This is a genomic window from Pseudomonas sp. Irchel 3H3 (genome assembly GCF_900187635.1).
Classification (GTDB): Bacteria; Pseudomonadota; Gammaproteobacteria; order Pseudomonadales; family Pseudomonadaceae; genus Aquipseudomonas.
This window is the reverse complement of the sequence record NZ_FYEC01000037.1, coordinates 1-17,310: the sequence shown is the minus strand read 5'-3', so window position 1 is coordinate 17,310 and position 17,310 is coordinate 1. Positions and strand designations below refer to the sequence as shown.

Here is a 17,310-nt window from a genome sequence, read left to right as displayed (position 1 = left end):
CATCATCAATCCGTGGATAGCGCATCGAGCAAGGCGCTGGCATAACGCGGCAAGGCCTCGAACGAGCGGGCGCACAGCAGCAACTTGCGCTGCGCCCAGGGCTCATCCAGGGCGCAGCATTTCAAACCCTGCCCGGCGGCAAAGCGCTGCACCGCCGCCTGCGGCACAATCGCCAGTCCTGCGCCATGGGCGACCATGCGCATCACCCCGTCAAACCCCTCGGCCCGGATGCGCATCGACATGCGTTGCCCGCTGTGCAAGGCCTGCTCTTCCAGATAGATCGCCAGCGCGTTGTGGGCATTGAGCCCAACGTACTCATGGGCCAGGGTCTGGCTGAAAGTCGGTGCTGGAACGCTGGCGAGAGGGTGGTCGTGGGGCATGACCAGCACCAGCGGATCGTCGCGAAACGGCCGGGTGTCCAGGCCCGAAGTGTCCACCGCATCGGACACAATGCCCAACTCGACCGTGCCTTGATGCAGGGCGTGGGTGATGCGCAGGCTCGGCAGCTCTTGCAGGTCGATGTCGAGGTTGGGGTGAGCGCGCAGAAAATCCGCCAGTAACTCGGGCAAGTACTCGGTAATCGCCGTGGTGTTGCACAGCAAGCGCACCTGGCCTTTGACGCCCTTGGCGTATTCCGCGAGGTCCTGTTGCAGGTGTGCGGCCTGTTGCAGCATCAGCCGCGCATGTTGCGCCAGTGCCTTGCCAGCGGGCGTCGGGCTGACACCGCGGCGCCCGCGCTGGAAAAACGCGGTGCCCGCCGAAGCTTCCATCCCGCGGATCCGCGCACTCGCCGCCGCCAGTGACAAATGACTGCTCGCGGCACCGGCGGTGATGTTGCCGGCTTCGAGGATGTTCAAGTACAGCCGCAGATCAACCAGATCGAAATGCATGGGTGGGACACCCTGTAGGAGCGAGCGCCCGCTTGCGGCTTGCTCGCGATGGACGTCAACGATAACGCGTGTTTCCTGAATAATCGCGGCGCTCTCAGGTTTTTCGCGAGCAGGCCGCAAGCAGGCCGCAAGCGGGCGCCGCAAGCGGGTGCCGCAAGCGGGTGCCCGCTCCTACAAAATGACAATGGGCACACCCACGATACTGTAGGAGCGAGCCTGCTCGCGATGACGGCATCAGCCGCGATGAAATCTCTGACTCTGTTAAAGCAAGAGGCAGCCTCAGTATATGGCAGATTTTCACAAGCCCGCGAACACGCCACGATAAGCCCATGAACACACTTCTAGCGTTTTACCAAAACCTCGGTCTGGCCCTTTCATTGCTGGTGATCGTGACCTTCCTGATGGCCGGCATGATCAAGGGGGTGATCGGCCTTGGCCTGCCGACCATCGCCATGGGCTTGTTGGGCCTGGCTATGGCGCCGGCGCAGGCTGCGGCGTTGCTGATTATCCCGGCGACCCTGACCAACCTCTGGCAACTGGCGTTCGGCGGACACTTGCGCGCGCTGGTGCGGCGGTTGTGGCCGATGCTGTTGGCAATTTTTCTCGGCACCGGCGCAGGCACCCTGTGGCTGGGGATCGACGGCGGGCAGTGGGTGGTGCGGGCGTTGGGCGGCGCGTTGTTGCTCTACGCCCTGAGCGGCTTGCTGTTGCCCGCCTTGCGAGTCGGTGCCGGCCACGAGCGTTGGCTGGGACCGTTGTGTGGCGTGCTGACCGGGGTCATCACGGCGGCCACCGGGGTCTTTGTGATTCCGGCGGTGCCGTACCTGCAAGCGCTGGGGTTGGGCAAGGATCAATTGGTGCAGGCGCTGGGCCTGTCATTCAGCGTCTCGACCCTGGCCCTGGCCGCCGCACTGCTGTGGCGCGGCGCACTCGGCGGCGGAGAGCTGAGTGCGTCGCTGCTGGCGCTGATTCCCGCGGTGCTCGGCATGTGGCTGGGGCAATGGTTGCGCCAGCGGATCAGCGCCGTGCTGTTCAAACGGGTGTTTTTCATCGGACTGGGCTTGCTTGGCGCTCACCTGCTGGTCAACGGCTAGCGGATGACGGGCTGAGCATGTCGATCTGGCGGATCTCGAAATCGCGCTCCAGGTAATCCATGCGCTTGGCAAAGAATGCCTGCATGTGCGGCAGGTTCGAGTGCCGGTCCAGATCAGCCTGGGACGCCCAGATTTCGTAGAAGATGAACAGTGTCGAGTCCTGCTGGTCGCGCAGCATGTGGTACTCGATGCAGCCCGGCTCCGCGCGACTCGGTTCGACGTAGGCGTGGAACAGCGCGGCAAAGGCCTCGGCCTGCTCCGGGCGGGTTTTGGCGTGCAGGATAAAGCCTTGTTGCTGGTTCATGGAGAACTCCTCTTGAGTGGATGAGGAGAATTTTACGGCAACAATCAGTGGCTAATTCGTGCGTATAGGTCAAATGTATTTTGCCGCAACAGGGCTTATTCAGCAGGGGGGCGATCTATAACCTGCCGTCATCGAATCAAACCTTACTGACCCCGCCACCTGTTCCAGGCAGCGGTGGATCAAACCCAGATGACGAGGCTTGCATGAAAAAAGTTCTGTTGCTCAACGGTGGCAAGCAATTCGCCCACTCCGACGGTCGCTACAACACCACCCTGCATGAAGCCGCAATCAGCGTGCTGGATCGGGGCGGTATCGACATCAAGGTGACCCACATCGACGAGGGGTACGACATCGCTGAAGAAGTCGCGAAGTTCCTCTGGGCCGATGTGATCATCTACCAGATGCCGGGCTGGTGGATGGGTGCCCCCTGGACCGTGAAAAAGTACATCGACGAAGTCTTCACCGAAGGCCATGGCAGCCTCTACGCCAGTGACGGTCGCACCCGCTCCGACGCCTCGCAGAAATACGGTAGTGGCGGCCTGATCCACGGCAAGCAGTACATGCTGTCGCTGACCTGGAACGCTCCGCAACAAGCGTTCGACGACCCCACTGACTTCTTCGAAGCCAAGGGCGTGGACGCGGTGTATTTCCCGTTCCACAAGGCCAATCAGTTCCTCGGGATGAGCGGCTTGCCGACCTTCCTCTGCGTCGACGTGATGAAACGTCCGAACATCGAAGCCGACGTGGCCCGCTACACCCAGCACCTGCAGTCCGTGTTCAACTTGCCGGCCGCTGCATGAGCTAGTATCGGCAGCCAGAAGCGCTGCCGAGAACGAGGACACACGTGAAAGCCAGATCCGATGAGTTGCAGATTTTTGTCTGCGTGATCGAGTGCGGTTCGATATCCGCGGCGGCCGAGCAGGTCGGGCAAACGCCGTCGGCGGTCAGTCGCACGCTGTCGCGCCTGGAGGCCAAGCTCGACACCACGCTGATCAATCGCACCACGCGGCGCATGGACCTGACTGAAGAGGGCAAGTATTTCTTCGAGCAGGCCAAGCGCATCCTCGATCAGATGGAGGAACTGGAAGAACGCTTGTCGTCACGCCACAGCACGCCGTCCGGGCGTCTGCGGATCAACGCGGCGTCACCCTTCATGCTGCACGCCATCGTGCCCTACATCGATGAGTTCCGCCGGCTGTACCCGGACATCCAGCTGGAGCTCAACAGCAACGACCTGATCATCGACCTGTTGGAGCAGAGCACCGACATTGCCATCCGCATCGGTGCCCTGGCCGACTCGACCCTGCACGCGCGTTCGCTGGGCTGCAGTCCGCTGCACATCCTCGCCAGCCCCGCCTACCTGGAACGACACGGCACCCCGACCACCGTGGCCGAACTGGCCGGGCATACGCTGTTGGGGTTCACCCAGACCGAAACCCTCAACCACTGGCCGCTGCGCCATGTGCACGGCGACCGCTGGCAGATCGAACCGAGCATCAGCGCCTCCAGCGGCGAAACCCTGCGTCACCTGGCGCTCGAAGGGCAGGGCATCGCCTGCCTCTCGCACTTCATGACCATCGCCGACCTCAAGGCCGGCCGCCTCAAGCTGCTGCTGGCCGAAGCCAACAGCGGCTACCGTCAGCCGATCAACGCGGTGTACTACCGCAACTCGCAACTGGCCTTGCGCATCCAGTGCTTCCTGGACTTTATCCAGGGCAAGCTGGCGGGCTACGCCAACGAGGTGTTCGACGGCTGATTCACCCCCAGGGCACGGTCAGTGCAACGCATCACAAAACGGCTACCTGCGGGTGGCCGTTGGCGTTTTTGGATTGCTCAACACCCACGCCAGGGCCTATGGTTCCACCTGCCTCAATAACAAGAAAAGGATGGATCTCATGCGTTATGTTTTGTTCAAGACCCTGACGGTCGCCGTGGCGATTGCGGCCAGCTCGTCATCATTCGCGGCGCTGCTCGAAGGGGGCGCCGTGGCGGCGCCGAACCAGTATGGCGCCGACGTCGCCGCACAGATCCTGAAGAAGGGCGGCAACGCGGTCGACGCTGCGGTAGCAACCGCCTTTACCCTGGCGGTGACTTACCCGGAAGCCGGCAACATCGGCGGTGGCGGCTTCATGACGATGTTCATCGACGGCAAGCCGTACTTCCTCGACTACCGCGAAACCGCCCCGAAGGCGGCGACCCGTGACATGTACCTGGACGACAAGGGCGAGGTCATCGAGAACCTCAGCCTGGTAGGATCCCGCGCAGCCGGCGTGCCGGGCACGGTGATGGGGCTGTGGGAAGCGCACCAGAAGTTCGGCAAGTTGCCCTGGAGCGAGCTGATCACCCCGGCCATTGGTTACGCCAAGACTGGCTTCAAGGTCGCCGACAAGCAGTACCAGTACCGCGAAGATGCGCTGAAGCTGTTCAACGGCACCACCAACTTCGCCGACTACTTCGGCAGCATGAAACCCGGCGAGACCTTCCGCCAGCCGGAGCTGGCCGCGACCCTGGAGCGCATCGCCGACAAGGGCGCCAACGAGTTCTATCAAGGCCAGACCGCGGACCTGCTGATCGCCCAGATGAAGGCCGACAAGGGCTTGATCACCAAGCAAGACCTGCACGACTACAAGGTCAACTGGCGCGAGCCGCTGACCGTCAACTGGCGTGGCAATACCCTGTACACCGCGCCGCCACCGAGTTCCGGCGGGATCGCCCTGGCGCAACTGATCGCCATCAAGGAAGACCGCGCCGCGGACTTCAAGGGCGTCGAGCTGAACTCGGCGAAGTACATTCACCTGCTCGCCGAAATCGAAAAACGGGTGTTCGCCGATCGCGCCGACTACCTGGGTGATCCGGCGTTTTCCGATGTGCCGGTCAAGCAGCTGACTGATCCGGCCTACCTGAAAAAACGCGCGGCCGAGGTCAACCCTACGGCCATCTCGCCAACCGAAAAAGTCCGTCCAGGCCTGGAGCCCCACCAGACCACGCACTTCTCCATCGTCGATGCCGACGGCAACGCGGTGAGCAACACCTACACCCTCAACTGGGACTACGGCAGCGGTGTAGTGGTCAAGGGCGCAGGCTTCCTGCTCAACGATGAAATGGACGACTTCAGCTCCAAGCCCGGCGTGGCCAACGCCTTTGGTGTGGTCGGCGGCGACGCCAATGCCATCGCCCCGGGCAAGCGCATGCTGTCGTCGATGAGCCCGAGCCTGGTGACCCGCGATGGCAAGGTCACCCTGGTCCTGGGGACCCCGGGCGGCTCGCGGATCTTCACCTCGATCTTCCAGGTGCTGAACAACCTCTATGACTACAACCTGCCGCTGGAAAAAGCCGTGGCCGCGCAACGCGTCCACCATCAGTTGCTGCCCAAGGACACTATCTACTACGACGCCTACGCGCCACTCACCGGCAAGGTCGCCGACGAGTTGAAAGCCATGGGCTACACCCTGGAAGACCAGGGCTGGGAGATGGGCGACATCCAGGCCATTCGTATCAACGGCAACCAACTGGAAACCGCCTCCGACCCACGGGGGCGTGGGGTTGGCACTGTCGTGAAATAACCTGAAGCCCGCTCCTGTCGAAGGTCCGTGTCACGGCCTTCGGTTCAGGAGCGGGCTTATCGGGCCAGCGCCTCGCAGCAACAGACCCTCTTGCCCTGCGGCGCGCTTACCAATGCCTTCGCCGGCAAGTCGGCTCCCGCGCACGCAGATGGCCTCTAGTCCTGCGTCGCCCTTGTCGGGCATGAAAATCCCGCCTGCGCATTTTCATTAATCACGACACGACATATCCATTAGCGACACTTCTTGTCTGTGCGCGAAAGTTAGTTTCATTGCGTTTGAAAACACCTTCTCGAAATGATTTATGAGTTTCACAACACATCGACGTGACCCTTTTCGAGGAGTACCGCATGGCACTGTCTTTCGGCTATTGGCTGCTGGTGTATGCCGCCGTGGCCATCATTGCACTGATCGTTCTGATCGCCCGTTATCGGCTCAATCCGTTCATCGTCATTACCCTGATTTCCATTGGCCTGGCCCTGGTGGCCGGGATGCCGCCGTCGGGTGTGGTGGGGGCGTACGAGGCGGGAGTGGGCAAGACCCTGGGGCATATTGCGCTGGTGGTGGCGCTGGGCACGATGCTCGGCAAGATGATGGCCGAGTCCGGAGGCGCCGAGCAGATGGCGCGTACCCTGATCGATCGGTTCGGTGAAAAGAACGCGCACTGGGCGATGGTCTGCATTGCCTTTCTGGTGGGCTTGCCGCTGTTCTTCGAGGTCGGTTTTGTGTTGCTGGTGCCGATTGCCTTCACCGTCGCACGGCGGGTCGGGGTGTCGATTCTGATGGTGGGTCTGCCCATGGTCGCCGGCTTGTCGGTGGTGCATGCGCTGGTGCCGCCCCATCCGGCGGCCATGCTGGCGGTGCAGGTCTATCAGGCGTCGGTGGGGCAGACCTTGCTGTATGCGATCCTGGTGGGTATCCCGACCGCGATCATCGCCGGCCCGCTGTACGCCAAGTTCATCGTACCGCGCATTCAATTGCCGGCGGAGAATCCATTGGAGCTGCAGTTTCTCGACCGCGAGCCACGGGACAGCCTGCCAGGCTTTGGCATCACTATGGCGACGATCCTGTTGCCGGTGGTGTTGATGCTGATCGGTGGCTGGGCCAATCTGATTTCCACGCCGGGCAGCGGCTTCAATCAGTTCCTGTTGTTCATCGGCAACTCGGTGATCGCGCTGTTGCTGGCGACGTTGCTGAGCTTCTGGACCCTGGGCCTGGCCCAGGGTTTCAGCCGCGAGTCGATCCTCAAGTTCACCAACGAATGCCTGGCGCCGACCGCCAGCATTACCTTGCTGGTGGGGGCGGGTGGTGGCCTGAACCGAATCCTGGTGGAGGCCGGGGTCACTGATCAGATCGTCAGCCTGGCCCATGAATTTCATCTGTCGCCACTGCTTATGGGCTGGTTGTTTGCCGCGTTGATGCGCATCGCCACGGGCTCGGCGACGGTGGCCATGACCACCGCGTCCGGCGTGGTGGCGCCGGTGGCCATTGGTCTGGGGTATCCGCACCCGGAGTTGTTGGTGCTGGCGACCGGCGCAGGCTCGGTTATCTTTTCCCACGTCAATGACGGCGGCTTCTGGTTGATCAAGGAATACTTCAACATGACCGTGGCCCAGACCTTCAAGACCTGGACGGTCCTGGAAACCTTGATCTCGGTGGTCGCGTTCGGCCTGACCCTGGGTCTTTCCTATGTGCTTTGAACAGGTGCGCTAAATGGACATCCTTTATCAGATCCGCGCCCGCCAGGACTCTTTCAGTGCCGGCGAAGGACGCATCGCGCGACTGATGCTCGAAGACGTCGGGTTTGCCGCCTCGGCCAGCCTCGACGAACTGGCCCGGCGCGCCGACGTCAGCAGTGCCACGCTGTCGCGGTTTGCCCGCAGTGTCGGTTGTCGCGACCTGCGTGACCTGCGCCTGCAACTGGCCCAGGCCAGTGGTGTCGGCAGTCGCTTCCTCGACCCGGCGGGGCGGCCGGCGCAGTCGGCGTTCTACCGGCAGATTGTCGGCGACATCGAGACCACCCTGCGCCAACACCTGTCGGGTTTCGATGAGTCGCGGTTTGCCGATGCGGTGAAACTGCTGGGCCAGGCGCGGATGATTCATGCCTTTGGCATGGGTGGCTGGTCGGCGCAGTGCAGCGCCGAACTGCAAGTGCGCCTGGTGCGCCTCGGCTACCCGATTGCCGCCTGCCACGACCCGGTGATGATGCGCGTAACGGCCGCGTCCCTGGGCCCGGAGCACGTACTGCTCGCCTGCTCGCTGACCGGCATCACCCCGGAACTGCTGGAAGCCGTGGAGCTGGCGCGCAGCTACGGCACGCGGGTGCTGGCGATCACCCTGGGCGACTCGCCGCTGGCCGCGCTGGCCGATGTGCTGCTGCCGTTGCAGGGGGCAGAAACCTCTTTCATCTACAAGCCGACCGCCGCCCGTTATGGGCTGTTGCTGGCAATCGACGTGCTCGCCACCGAGCTGGCACTGGCGCAACCTGAAGACAATCAAGAGCGTCTGCGGCGAATCAAGCTCGCCCTCGACGACTATCGTGGCGGCGATGACCATCTGCCGCTGGGAGACTGACATGCAGTACCACACGCTGATCCGCAACGCCTCGATCATCGATGGCAGCAACCGCCCCGCGTACCCGGCGGACGTGGCCATTTTCAACGGCCGGATCGAAGCCATCGGCGACTTGCGCGATGCCCATGCCGATGAGGTCATCGACGCGGCCGGACGGGTGCTGGCGCCAGGGTTCATCGATGTGCACACCCATGACGACACGGTGGTCATCCGCCAGCCGCAGATGTTGCCCAAGCTCAGTCAGGGAGTGACCACGGTGATCGTCGGCAACTGCGGGATCAGCGCGTCGCCGGTGAGCCTGCGCGGCGATCCGCCGGACCCGATGAACCTGCTGGGCACCGCGGCCGCCTTCGTCTATCCGCGTTTTCGCGACTACCGCGCGGCCGTCGAAGCGGCGCACCCGAGCGTCAACGTGGCGGCGCTGGTAGGCCATACGGCGCTGCGCAGCAACCACCTCGACGACCTGTTGCGCACCGCCACGGCGCAGGAGATCAGCGCCATGCGCGGGCAATTGCGCGAAAGCCTGGAGGACGGTGCGCTGGGCCTTTCCACGGGACTGGCGTATGCCAGTGCGTTCAGTGCGTCTACCGACGAAGTGCAGCAACTGGCCGAGGAGCTGGGCGCGTGCGGTGCGGTCTACACCACCCATTTGCGCAGTGAGTTCGAACCGGTGCTGGAGGCCATGGACGAGGCGTTCCAGATCGGTCGGCATGCACGCAGCCCGGTGATCATTTCCCACCTCAAGTGCGCCGGGGCTGGCAATTGGGGGCGCAGTCCGCAACTGCTGGCGGCGTTGGAGCAGGCGGCGAAAACCCATCCGGTGGGGTGTGATTGTTATCCCTATGCGGCCAGTTCCTCGACCCTGGATCTCAAGCAGGTCACTGATGCCCATCGCATCACTATCACCTGGTCGACGCCGCACCCGCAGGTCAGTGGGCGTGATCTGCTGGATATTGCTGGCGAGTGGCACGTGCCGCTGCTGGAGGCGGCGCGCCGCCTGCAACCGGCGGGCGCGGTTTACTACGGCATGGATGAGGCGGATGTGCGGCGGATCCTGGCTCATCCGTTGTCGATGATCGGTTCCGATGGTTTGCCTGAGGATCCGTTTCCGCATCCGCGGTTGTGGGGGGCGTTTCCTCGGGTGCTGGGGCATTTCAGCCGGGATGTCGGGTTGTTTCCATTGCACACTGCGGTGCACAAGATGACGGGGTTGTCGGCGGCGCGCTTTGGCTTGCAGGCGCGGGGGGAGATTCGCCAGGGATATTGGGCTGACCTGGTGTTGTTTGATCCGTTGTTGGTGCGCGATGTGGCGGATTTCAGTGATCCGCAGCGGTCGGCGGTGGGGATTGATGGGGTGTGGGTCAATGGGGTTCGCAGTTATGTGGATGGGCGGGCGAATGGGCGGCGGGAGGGGCGGTTTCTGGCGCGTGAGGGGGATTTGCGGGGTGGGTTTGGGGTGTCGGTGAGTTAGGGTTTTTTGGGGCATATCCGTTGCTGCGGTAATGGCGGCTTAGGGTTTCGCCCTTACGGCGAGGCACTTTTGTCAGACGACACAAAAGTACCCAAAAAGTCTTGCCCCAGCGTTCGGCCCCTCGCTAAGGCTCGGGGTACCTTCGCTACGGTATCCATCAGGGGGCATCGCCTACGGTTTGCTTCGCTGCACCTCCTCTCGATGCATGCGGCTTCGCCGCACGGCGCTACGCGCCTGCCCCCTGATGGACACCTTCGCTCAGCCTGCCGAAGGGGCGGGTGGATCAAGATCAAAAGCAAGAGCACGGCGACCTGGCAGTCGGCCTGAGTGGTAAGAGCGGGCGAGGCGGCCTGCCGGCCGACCTGTTTGCCCTGGTGTCGCGTTCCCTTGTGGGAGCGGGCTTGCCCGCGATGACGATCTGCGCCACACCGCATATCTCGGCAATACCCCAATCCCCTGTAGCAGCTGCCGAGCCCGCGAGGACGCAGTCCTCGCCGCCTTCGACTCAGTCTCCATCGGCCTCGCGGTGCATCTGGCGGAATTCGCCGGGGGGCATGCCGCGGCGGCTTTTGAAGGTGCGGTGGAAGGAGCGTGGTTCGGTGAAGCCCAGGTACTGGGCGATGTCCTGGATCGGCAGGGTGCTGTGCAGCAGGTAGTGCTCGGCCAGTTCCTGGCGCAGGTCATCGAGGATCTGCTGGTACGAGGTGCCGGCCTGGTGCAGTTGGCGCTGCAGGGTTCGTACCGAGATGGCGAACTGTTCCGCCACCTGTTCCTTGCGCGGCAGGCCTTCCTTGAGCAGTTGGCGCAGGATGTTTTTCACCCGTTGTTCCAGCGAGGCGTCTTCCAGTGTGGCCATCAGGCCCAGGGCGTGTTCTTCCAGGGTGCGCAGTAATTGTGCGTCGGCCTGGCGCAGTGGCAGTTGCAGGTACGGCAGGGGCACGACCAGTGCTGAATAGGGCTGGCCGAACAGTACCGGGCAGTCGAAGAATTGCTGGTAGGACGCCGGATCGGTGTCGCTCGGCAGCGCATGTTCGAACCACACCGCGGCGGGCGAGAGGTGGGTGTCGGCGATCCAGCGTGCATATTGCAGCCACGAACCCAGCACGTTTTCCACCAGGTGGCGGCGGATGCGCGGGCGCTGGTGGCGGCAGTTCCAGATCAGGTGCACGTGCTCGCCCTGCAGCTCGGCGCGGCTGACGCCCATGTCGCCTACCAGTTTCTCGAACGGCATGATGCGATTCATGGCGTCGCCCAGGGTCGCGCAGTTCATGGTGATGTAGCCCAGCACGCTCCAGGAGTTGGGCAACACGAAGCGCGCGGAATTGAGGCCGAACAACGGGTCGCCGGAGTGTTCGCAGAAATAATCCAGCAGGCGTTCATGGGCCTCGCCCGGCAAGCGCAGGCTGTTGTCGCTCAATTGCTCGACCTGCAACCCGGCCGCCGCCAGCGCCGGTTCGATGGCCAGACCCAGCTGTTCGGCATGGCGCACGTACTTGAGCAGCGGGGGGAGCGAGGTGTAGCCGAGGGATTGCATGATCGGGGTCCTTTGATCGAGGCAGACTGGCGCGGGTCAAGACCCTGAAAGGTAGTTTGAAAGCACAGCTAAAGTAAATGCCTGGAGCCGGGTTCGCGTGTTGGCTCAATTGGCTACTCGCGCTGGCCGGATGCGACCGTGACAGGCGCGGGGGGCTGGCTAGTATAGGCGCCTGAAATGTCAATTATAAGAACCGCAAAAGGACACACGCATGCGACGCTGGAACGGCTGGGGGGATGCAACCACGGTGGTCGAATTGCCGGCCCAGGGCGCGGGGTTTCTCGCCGCACGGGTGGGCACCGGACGGGCATTGCCCGACGCCACACTGGAAACAGCCCTGGCCCGGGTTCCGGCTTCGCGCCTGGCGGAGCACCCGCTGTATAGCGTGCAGGCCCATGACCGGCTGATGCATGCCCGTGGCCAGAGCCTGCCGGACTGGCTGGCACTGCGTGAGGGCGCGCTGGGTGTCTACCCCGACGGGGTGGCCTTCCCGCAGAGTGCCGAGCAGATCCGCGAGTTGCTGGCGCTGGCCCAGGAGCGCGACCTGTGCCTGATTCCCTACGGTGGCGGGACTTCGGTGGCCGGGCACATCAATCCCCCGGCCTCCACCCGCCCGGTGCTGACGGTGTCCCTGGCCCACATGAACCGTTTGCTCGACCTCGACGAGCAGAGCCTGCTGGCCACCTTCGGCCCCGGCGCCAGCGGGCCACAAGTGGAAAGCCAGTTGCGTGCCCGGGGTTACACGCTTGGGCATTTCCCGCAGTCGTGGGAGCTGTCGACCCTCGGCGGCTGGGTGGCGAGTCGGTCCAGCGGGCAGCAGTCGCTGCGTTATGGGCGGATCGAGCAATTGTTCGCCGGCGGCACCCTGGAAACCTTCGCCGGGCCGCTGCAGATCGCGACCTTTCCGGCCTCGGCCGCGGGCCCCGACCTGCGTGAGGTGGTGTTGGGGTGTGAAGGGCGGTTCGGAATCATTTCCGAGGTCAAGGTGCGGATCAGCCCGCTGCCGGCCGACGAACGTTTTTATGGAGTGTTCCTGCCGAACTGGAGCCAGGCCCTGCAAGCCATCCGCCAGTTGACCCAGGCCCGCGTGCCCCTGTCGATGCTGCGCCTGTCCAATGCCGTGGAAACCGAAACCCAGTTGGCCCTGGCTGGCCATCCGCAACAGATCGCCTGGCTGGAGAAGTACCTTTCCCTGCGCGGGGCGGGTGCCGGCAAATGCCTGCTGACCTTCGGCGTGACCGGCAATCGGCGGCAGAATGCCCTGTCCCTGAGCCAGGCCCGCCAGCACTTGAAAGCCTTTGGCGGGGTGTTCACCGGGACCTTGCTGGGCAAGAAGTGGGCCCAGAACCGTTTCCGTTTTCCCTACTTGCGCGAGAACCTGTGGAACGCCGGCTACGTGGTGGACACCCTGGAAACCGCCACTGACTGGAGCAATGTCGACAACCTGCTCAATCGCATCGAAACCAGCCTGCGCGACGGTCTGGCGGCCGAAGGCGAGCAGGTGCATGTGTTTACCCACCTGTCCCATGTCTATGGCGAAGGCTCGAGCATCTACACCACCTACGTGTTCCGCCCGGCGGCGACTTACCCAGCCACCCTGGCGCGCTGGCAGGCGCTCAAGCACGCGGCCAGCCAGACCATTGTCGAACACCACGGCACCATCAGCCACCAGCACGGCGTGGGCAAGGATCACGCCCCCTACCTGTTGCGCGAGAAGGGCGCGCTGGCCATGGACACCCTGCAGGCGCTGAGCCAACACTTCGATCCGGCCGGGCGTCTGAACCCCGGCACCCTGCTGCAGGAGTGAGGGCATGAGCCAGGACTGGAATGCCGCGTGGCGCCAGCAGGTCTTGCCGACCCTGGCGCAGCAGAGCTGGGACCTGATCGTCATCGGCGGTGGCATCAGCGGCGCCGGGATCCTGCGCGAAGCGGCCCGTCGCGGTTGGCGCTGCCTGTTGCTGGAGCAGCGCGACTTTGCCTGGGGCACTTCCAGCCGCTCCTCGAAGATGGTCCATGGCGGCTTGCGCTACATCGCCAAGGGCCAGTGGCGCCTGACCCGCGACTCGGTCCACGAGCGCCAGCGCCTGCTCGACGAAGCGCCGGGGTTGGTGGAGCCCATGAGTTTCATGATGCCGCACTACCGTGGCGGGTTTCCCGGGCCGCGGCTGTTCGGCGGGCTGTTGACGGTGTACGACGCCCTGGCCGGGCGGCGTAACCATCGCTTTCATGACGCCCAGCAACTGCGCTACCTGGCCCCTGGGCTCAAGGAGGACCAGTTACTGGGCGGCACCTGTTTTGTCGATGCGCTGACTGACGATGCGCGCCTGGTGATGCGGGTGCTGGCGGAAGCGCGGGCGGATGGCGCTCTGGCGCTCAATGGCGTGCGGGTCGAGCAATTGCTGCGCGAAGACGGTCGGGTCTGCGGGGTGCAGGTCGCGGACAGCGAGGGCGGCGAGCCGTTGCAGTTGCGCTGTCGCACGTTGGCGGTGGCCACCGGGGCCTGGGCCGAGCGCCTGCGGCCCAATGATGCCCCGGCGCAGTTGCGCCCACTGCGCGGCAGTCATCTGTTGCTGCCGGGCTGGCGCCTGCCGGTGGCCCAGGCCTTGACCTTCCTGCATGCGCGGGATCGGCGGCCGGTGTTTGTATTTCCGTGGGAGGGCGCCACGGTGGTGGGCACCACGGACCTCGATCACCAGGATGATCTGGACCAGAGCGCGAGCATCAGCAGCGAAGAACTCGAGTACCTGCTGGCCGCCTGTGCCCAGCAGTTTCCCCAGGCCGAGGTGGTGGCAGACGATGTGCTGTCGACCTGGTCGGGGGTGCGTCCGGTGGTGGGCAGCGCCCGTGGCGAGCAAGCGGGCAAGCCGTCCAATGAAACCCGCGAGCACGTGTTGTGGCTCGAACCCGGCTGCGTGACCCTGGCTGGCGGCAAGCTGACCACGTTCCGCCCGCAGGCCCTGGAAGTGCTAAAGGCCTGTGGGCAGATGCTCGGGCGCGAGGTCAGCGATGACGGCGCGCCGGTGTTTGCCAGCGTGCCGACATTGTCCATCCCCGGACTCAGCGCCAGCCAGTGGCGGCGCCTGGCCGGACGCCATGGCCGCGACTTGCCGCGCCTGGCGCGGTTGCTCGAGCAACTGGGCTGCGCCAGCGTCGGCGCGAGCGACACCCTGTGGGCGGAACTGGCATTCGCCTGCGACGCCGAACTGATCCTGCACTTGGACGACCTGCTGCTGCGCCGCACCCGGATTGGCCTGTTGCTGGCCCAAGGGGCGGCAGATTATCTGCCAGCCATTCGCCGTCTGTGCCAGCCCCGCCTGGGCTGGGACGATGCCCGTTGGCAGGCGGAAGAGCAGCGTTATCGGGACTTGTGGCAACGCCATCACGGTTTGCCATGAATCTCCCGTCAAGGCTGTTACGGGGCGTCAGTTGCCAACGATGTGTAGATATCAGTGCCCATTCAAGAGAGCTCCATGGATAACGACAAGAATAAGCGCTACCTGCTGGCAATCGACAATGGCACCCAGAGCGTGCGCGCGTTGCTGTTCGACCTGCAGGGCAATCTGTTGGGCAAGGGCAAGGTCGAGCTGCAGGCCTACTACTCCAGCCAGCCCGGCTGGGCCGAGCAGGATCCGGACTACTACTGGGCCAAACTGGGCGAGGCCTGCCAGTTGTTGTGGCAGCAGACCGGCGTCGACCGCTCGCAGATTGCCGGGGTGTCGCTGACCACCCAGCGTGGCACCCTGATCAACGTCGATGCCCAGGGCCAGGCCCTGCGCCCGGCGATCCTGTGGCTCGACCAGCGCCAGACCGAAGTCGAAGGCGGGATCAAGGGGCCCTGGGGCTGGCTGTTCAAACTGGTCGGCGCCCAGGCCACCGTGGACTACTTTCGCGCCCAGGCCGAAGCCAACTGGATCGCCCGGCATCAACCCCAGGTGTGGGCGGCGACCGACAAGTTCCTGCTGCTCTCGGGGTTTCTCACCCATCGCCTGTGCGGGCGGTTCGTCGACTCGGTGGGCTGCTGCGTCGGTTACCTGCCGTTTGACTTCAAGCGCCTGCGTTGGGCCGCGCCTGCCGACTGGAAATGGCAGGCGCTGGCGGTCCGTCCGGAGCAGTTGCCGAGCCTGCTCAAGCCTGGGGAAACCCTGGGCCACATCAGTGCCGAGGCCAGCCGGCACACCGGTATTCCCGAGGGCGTGCCGCTGATCGCCGCCGGAGCCGACAAAGCCTGTGAAGTGCTGGGCGCCGGCGTGGTCGACCCCGCCACGGTGTGCCTGTCCTACGGGACCACGGCCACCATCACCACGACCCGCTCGCGCTACCTGGAAATCGTCCCGTTGATTCCGCCGTACCCCGCCGCGGTGCCGGACCAGTACAACTGCGAGGTGATGATCTACCGTGGCTACTGGATGGTCAGCTGGTTCAAGAATGAGTTCGGCCTGCGGGAAATGCAGCAGGCCAAGGAGCAGGGGCTGGAGCCGGAGCAACTGTTCGACGCCTTGGTCAACGCGGTGCCGCCTGGCTCCATGGGGCTGATGCTGCAACCCTACTGGTCGCCGGGCATCCGCGAGCCGGGGGTGGAGGCCAAGGGCGCGATGATCGGCTTTGGCGACGTGCACACCCGGGCGCATATCTACCGGGCGATCCTCGAAGGCCTGGCCTATGCCTTGCGCCAGGGCAAGGAGAATCTCGAGCGGCGTTCCAAACAGCCGATCCAGCGTTTGCGGGTGGCCGGTGGCGGGTCGCAGAGCGATGCGGCGATGCAGCTCACGGCGGACATTTTCGGCCTGCCGGCGGAGCGCCCGCATGTCTATGAAGCTTCTGGGCTGGGGGCGGCCATTTGCTGTGCGGTGGGGCTTGGCCTGCATGCCGATTTCCCCTCGGCAATCGCGTCCATGACCCGGGTTGGTACGGTGTTCTATCCACAGCCCGAGGCGCAGCAGATGTATGAGCGGTTGTACAAGGAGGTTTACCTGCGCATGTACCGTCAGCTCAAACCGCTGTACCAGAGTATTCGGCAGATCACCGGGTATCCCGCCTGATGTGTGGGCGCGAGCCTGCTCGCGATAGGGCCCGCACAGCGAACACCAGTGCAGCCTGGCACTGCGCTATCTTTGCTGGTGTCCGAATTTCTCCTGTGGGAGCGGGCTTGCTACCGTGGCGGCCTCTGGGGTATTGGATTAGGCAGAGTACATATCCATTTCTGCGGTAACGGCTTCCTATGGTTCCGCCTGACGGCGGCTCACTTTTGAGAAGCGCAAAAGTAAGCAAAACGCTCTTTCCCCACCACTTGGCACCTCGCTTGGGCTCGGTGTGCCCTCACTCCGGCTTGAATCCGTGGGCCGCCGCCACGCGCCATCCATGGCGCGGGGCGGCTAACCCGGCGTCCTGCCGGGTTACCCACGGCTTCAAGCCTGCGTTCGGCCAGCGTGGTTAACGGGGCGCCCAGGATCAAAAGCCAGAACCAAAGCAAAAGCCAGAGCCAGATCAAAAGATGGCTGACTTCGTCAGCGTCTTACGAAGTAGAAGCTACACCGCGCATGCCCTAGCGATCAGGTCGGCTTTCAGGCCGCCTCGCTTTGTTTTTGATCCTGGGGCGCCCCGTTAACCACGCTGGCCGGAGTCCGATATTGATTTGGGGGGTAAACCGGCAGGACGCCGGTTTAGCCGCACTGGGCCAGGGACGGCCCATTGCGGCGGCCCCCCAAATCAATGTCGGAGTACGGGCATGCCGAGCCTAAGCGAGGCACCGAGTGGTGGGGGTATGTACGGGACAACCACATGGGTTACAAAAAAGTACCTTTACATAGGTAACACTTTTATCGACACGTACCCGTTCTTTGCCTCTCTAGCATAGACCCGGCCTAGGATTACCGGACCGAATAT

The 17,310-nt window shown here is 63.9% G+C and carries 13 protein-coding genes; 10 read left to right on the top strand and 3 right to left on the bottom strand.

The genetic code is table 11. The annotated features are described in order from the left end of the window. Positions 1-5 precede the first annotated feature (5 nt). Complete coding sequence (locus CKW24_RS25180; protein WP_095171269.1) at positions 6-890, bottom strand: LysR substrate-binding domain-containing protein; 885 nt, start codon at positions 888-890, stop codon at positions 6-8. A gap of 329 nt (positions 891-1,219) precedes the next feature. Between CKW24_RS25180 and CKW24_RS25175 the strand changes: the two genes are divergently transcribed. Further along, positions 1,220-1,984 carry a sulfite exporter TauE/SafE family protein gene (locus tag CKW24_RS25175; protein ID WP_095171267.1) on the top strand — a complete coding sequence of 255 codons (765 nt, stop codon included), beginning with the start codon at positions 1,220-1,222 and terminating at the stop codon, positions 1,982-1,984. Here CKW24_RS25175 and CKW24_RS25170 read toward each other — a convergent pair. Beyond that, complete coding sequence (locus CKW24_RS25170; protein ID WP_095171266.1) at positions 1,974-2,288, bottom strand: putative quinol monooxygenase; 315 nt, start codon at positions 2,286-2,288, stop codon at positions 1,974-1,976. The genes CKW24_RS25175 and CKW24_RS25170 overlap by 11 nt on opposite strands. Positions 2,289-2,491: 203 nt before the next feature. Between CKW24_RS25170 and CKW24_RS25165 the strand changes: the two genes are divergently transcribed. The 6 genes from CKW24_RS25165 to CKW24_RS25140 all read left to right on the top strand — a co-directional run bounded on the left by CKW24_RS25165 (position 2,492) and on the right by CKW24_RS25140 (position 9,893). Further along, positions 2,492-3,088, top strand: a complete 597-nt coding sequence (locus CKW24_RS25165) for an NAD(P)H-dependent oxidoreductase (protein ID WP_095171264.1) — start codon at positions 2,492-2,494, stop codon at positions 3,086-3,088. A 44-nt stretch (positions 3,089-3,132) separates the two neighbouring features. Continuing rightward, complete coding sequence (locus CKW24_RS25160; RefSeq protein WP_095171262.1) at positions 3,133-4,044, top strand: LysR family transcriptional regulator; 912 nt, start codon at positions 3,133-3,135, stop codon at positions 4,042-4,044. Positions 4,045-4,183: 139 nt separating this feature from the next. After that, positions 4,184-5,851 carry a gamma-glutamyltransferase gene (ggt, locus tag CKW24_RS25155; protein ID WP_095171260.1) on the top strand — a complete coding sequence of 556 codons (1,668 nt, stop codon included), beginning with the start codon at positions 4,184-4,186 and terminating at the stop codon, positions 5,849-5,851. A gap of 347 nt (positions 5,852-6,198) precedes the next feature. Continuing rightward, positions 6,199-7,548: a GntP family permease gene (locus tag CKW24_RS25150; protein WP_095171258.1), complete on the top strand. Its 1,350-nt coding sequence runs from the start codon at positions 6,199-6,201 to the stop codon at positions 7,546-7,548. 13 nt (positions 7,549-7,561) lie between these two features. Continuing rightward, entirely contained in the window at positions 7,562-8,422 is an 861-nt protein-coding gene (locus CKW24_RS25145; RefSeq protein ID WP_095171256.1) for a MurR/RpiR family transcriptional regulator, read from the top strand. A 1-nt stretch (position 8,423) separates the two neighbouring features. Next, on the top strand, positions 8,424-9,893 hold the full coding sequence (locus CKW24_RS25140) for an amidohydrolase family protein (RefSeq protein WP_095171254.1): 1,470 nt from the start codon (positions 8,424-8,426) through the stop codon (positions 9,891-9,893). A gap of 505 nt (positions 9,894-10,398) precedes the next feature. Here the strand turns inward: CKW24_RS25140 and CKW24_RS25135 are convergent. Further along, positions 10,399-11,427, bottom strand: a complete 1,029-nt coding sequence (locus CKW24_RS25135; RefSeq protein ID WP_095171252.1) for an AraC family transcriptional regulator — start codon at positions 11,425-11,427, stop codon at positions 10,399-10,401. Between the two features lie 211 nt (positions 11,428-11,638). Here CKW24_RS25135 and CKW24_RS25130 point away from each other — a divergent pair, with 211 nt between their 5' ends. From CKW24_RS25130 to CKW24_RS25120, 3 genes are all read left to right on the top strand, one after another. After that, a complete protein-coding gene (locus CKW24_RS25130; protein WP_095171250.1) occupies positions 11,639-13,234 on the top strand; it encodes an FAD-binding oxidoreductase in 1,596 nt (531 codons plus the stop codon). 4 nt (positions 13,235-13,238) lie between these two features. Beyond that, on the top strand, positions 13,239-14,822 hold the full coding sequence (locus tag CKW24_RS25125) for a glycerol-3-phosphate dehydrogenase/oxidase (protein WP_095171248.1): 1,584 nt from the start codon (positions 13,239-13,241) through the stop codon (positions 14,820-14,822). A 75-nt stretch (positions 14,823-14,897) separates the two neighbouring features. Continuing rightward, positions 14,898-16,466, top strand: coding sequence for an FGGY-family carbohydrate kinase (locus CKW24_RS25120; protein WP_095171246.1), 1,569 nt, complete (start codon positions 14,898-14,900; stop codon positions 16,464-16,466). The last annotated feature ends 844 nt before the right edge of the window (positions 16,467-17,310 follow it).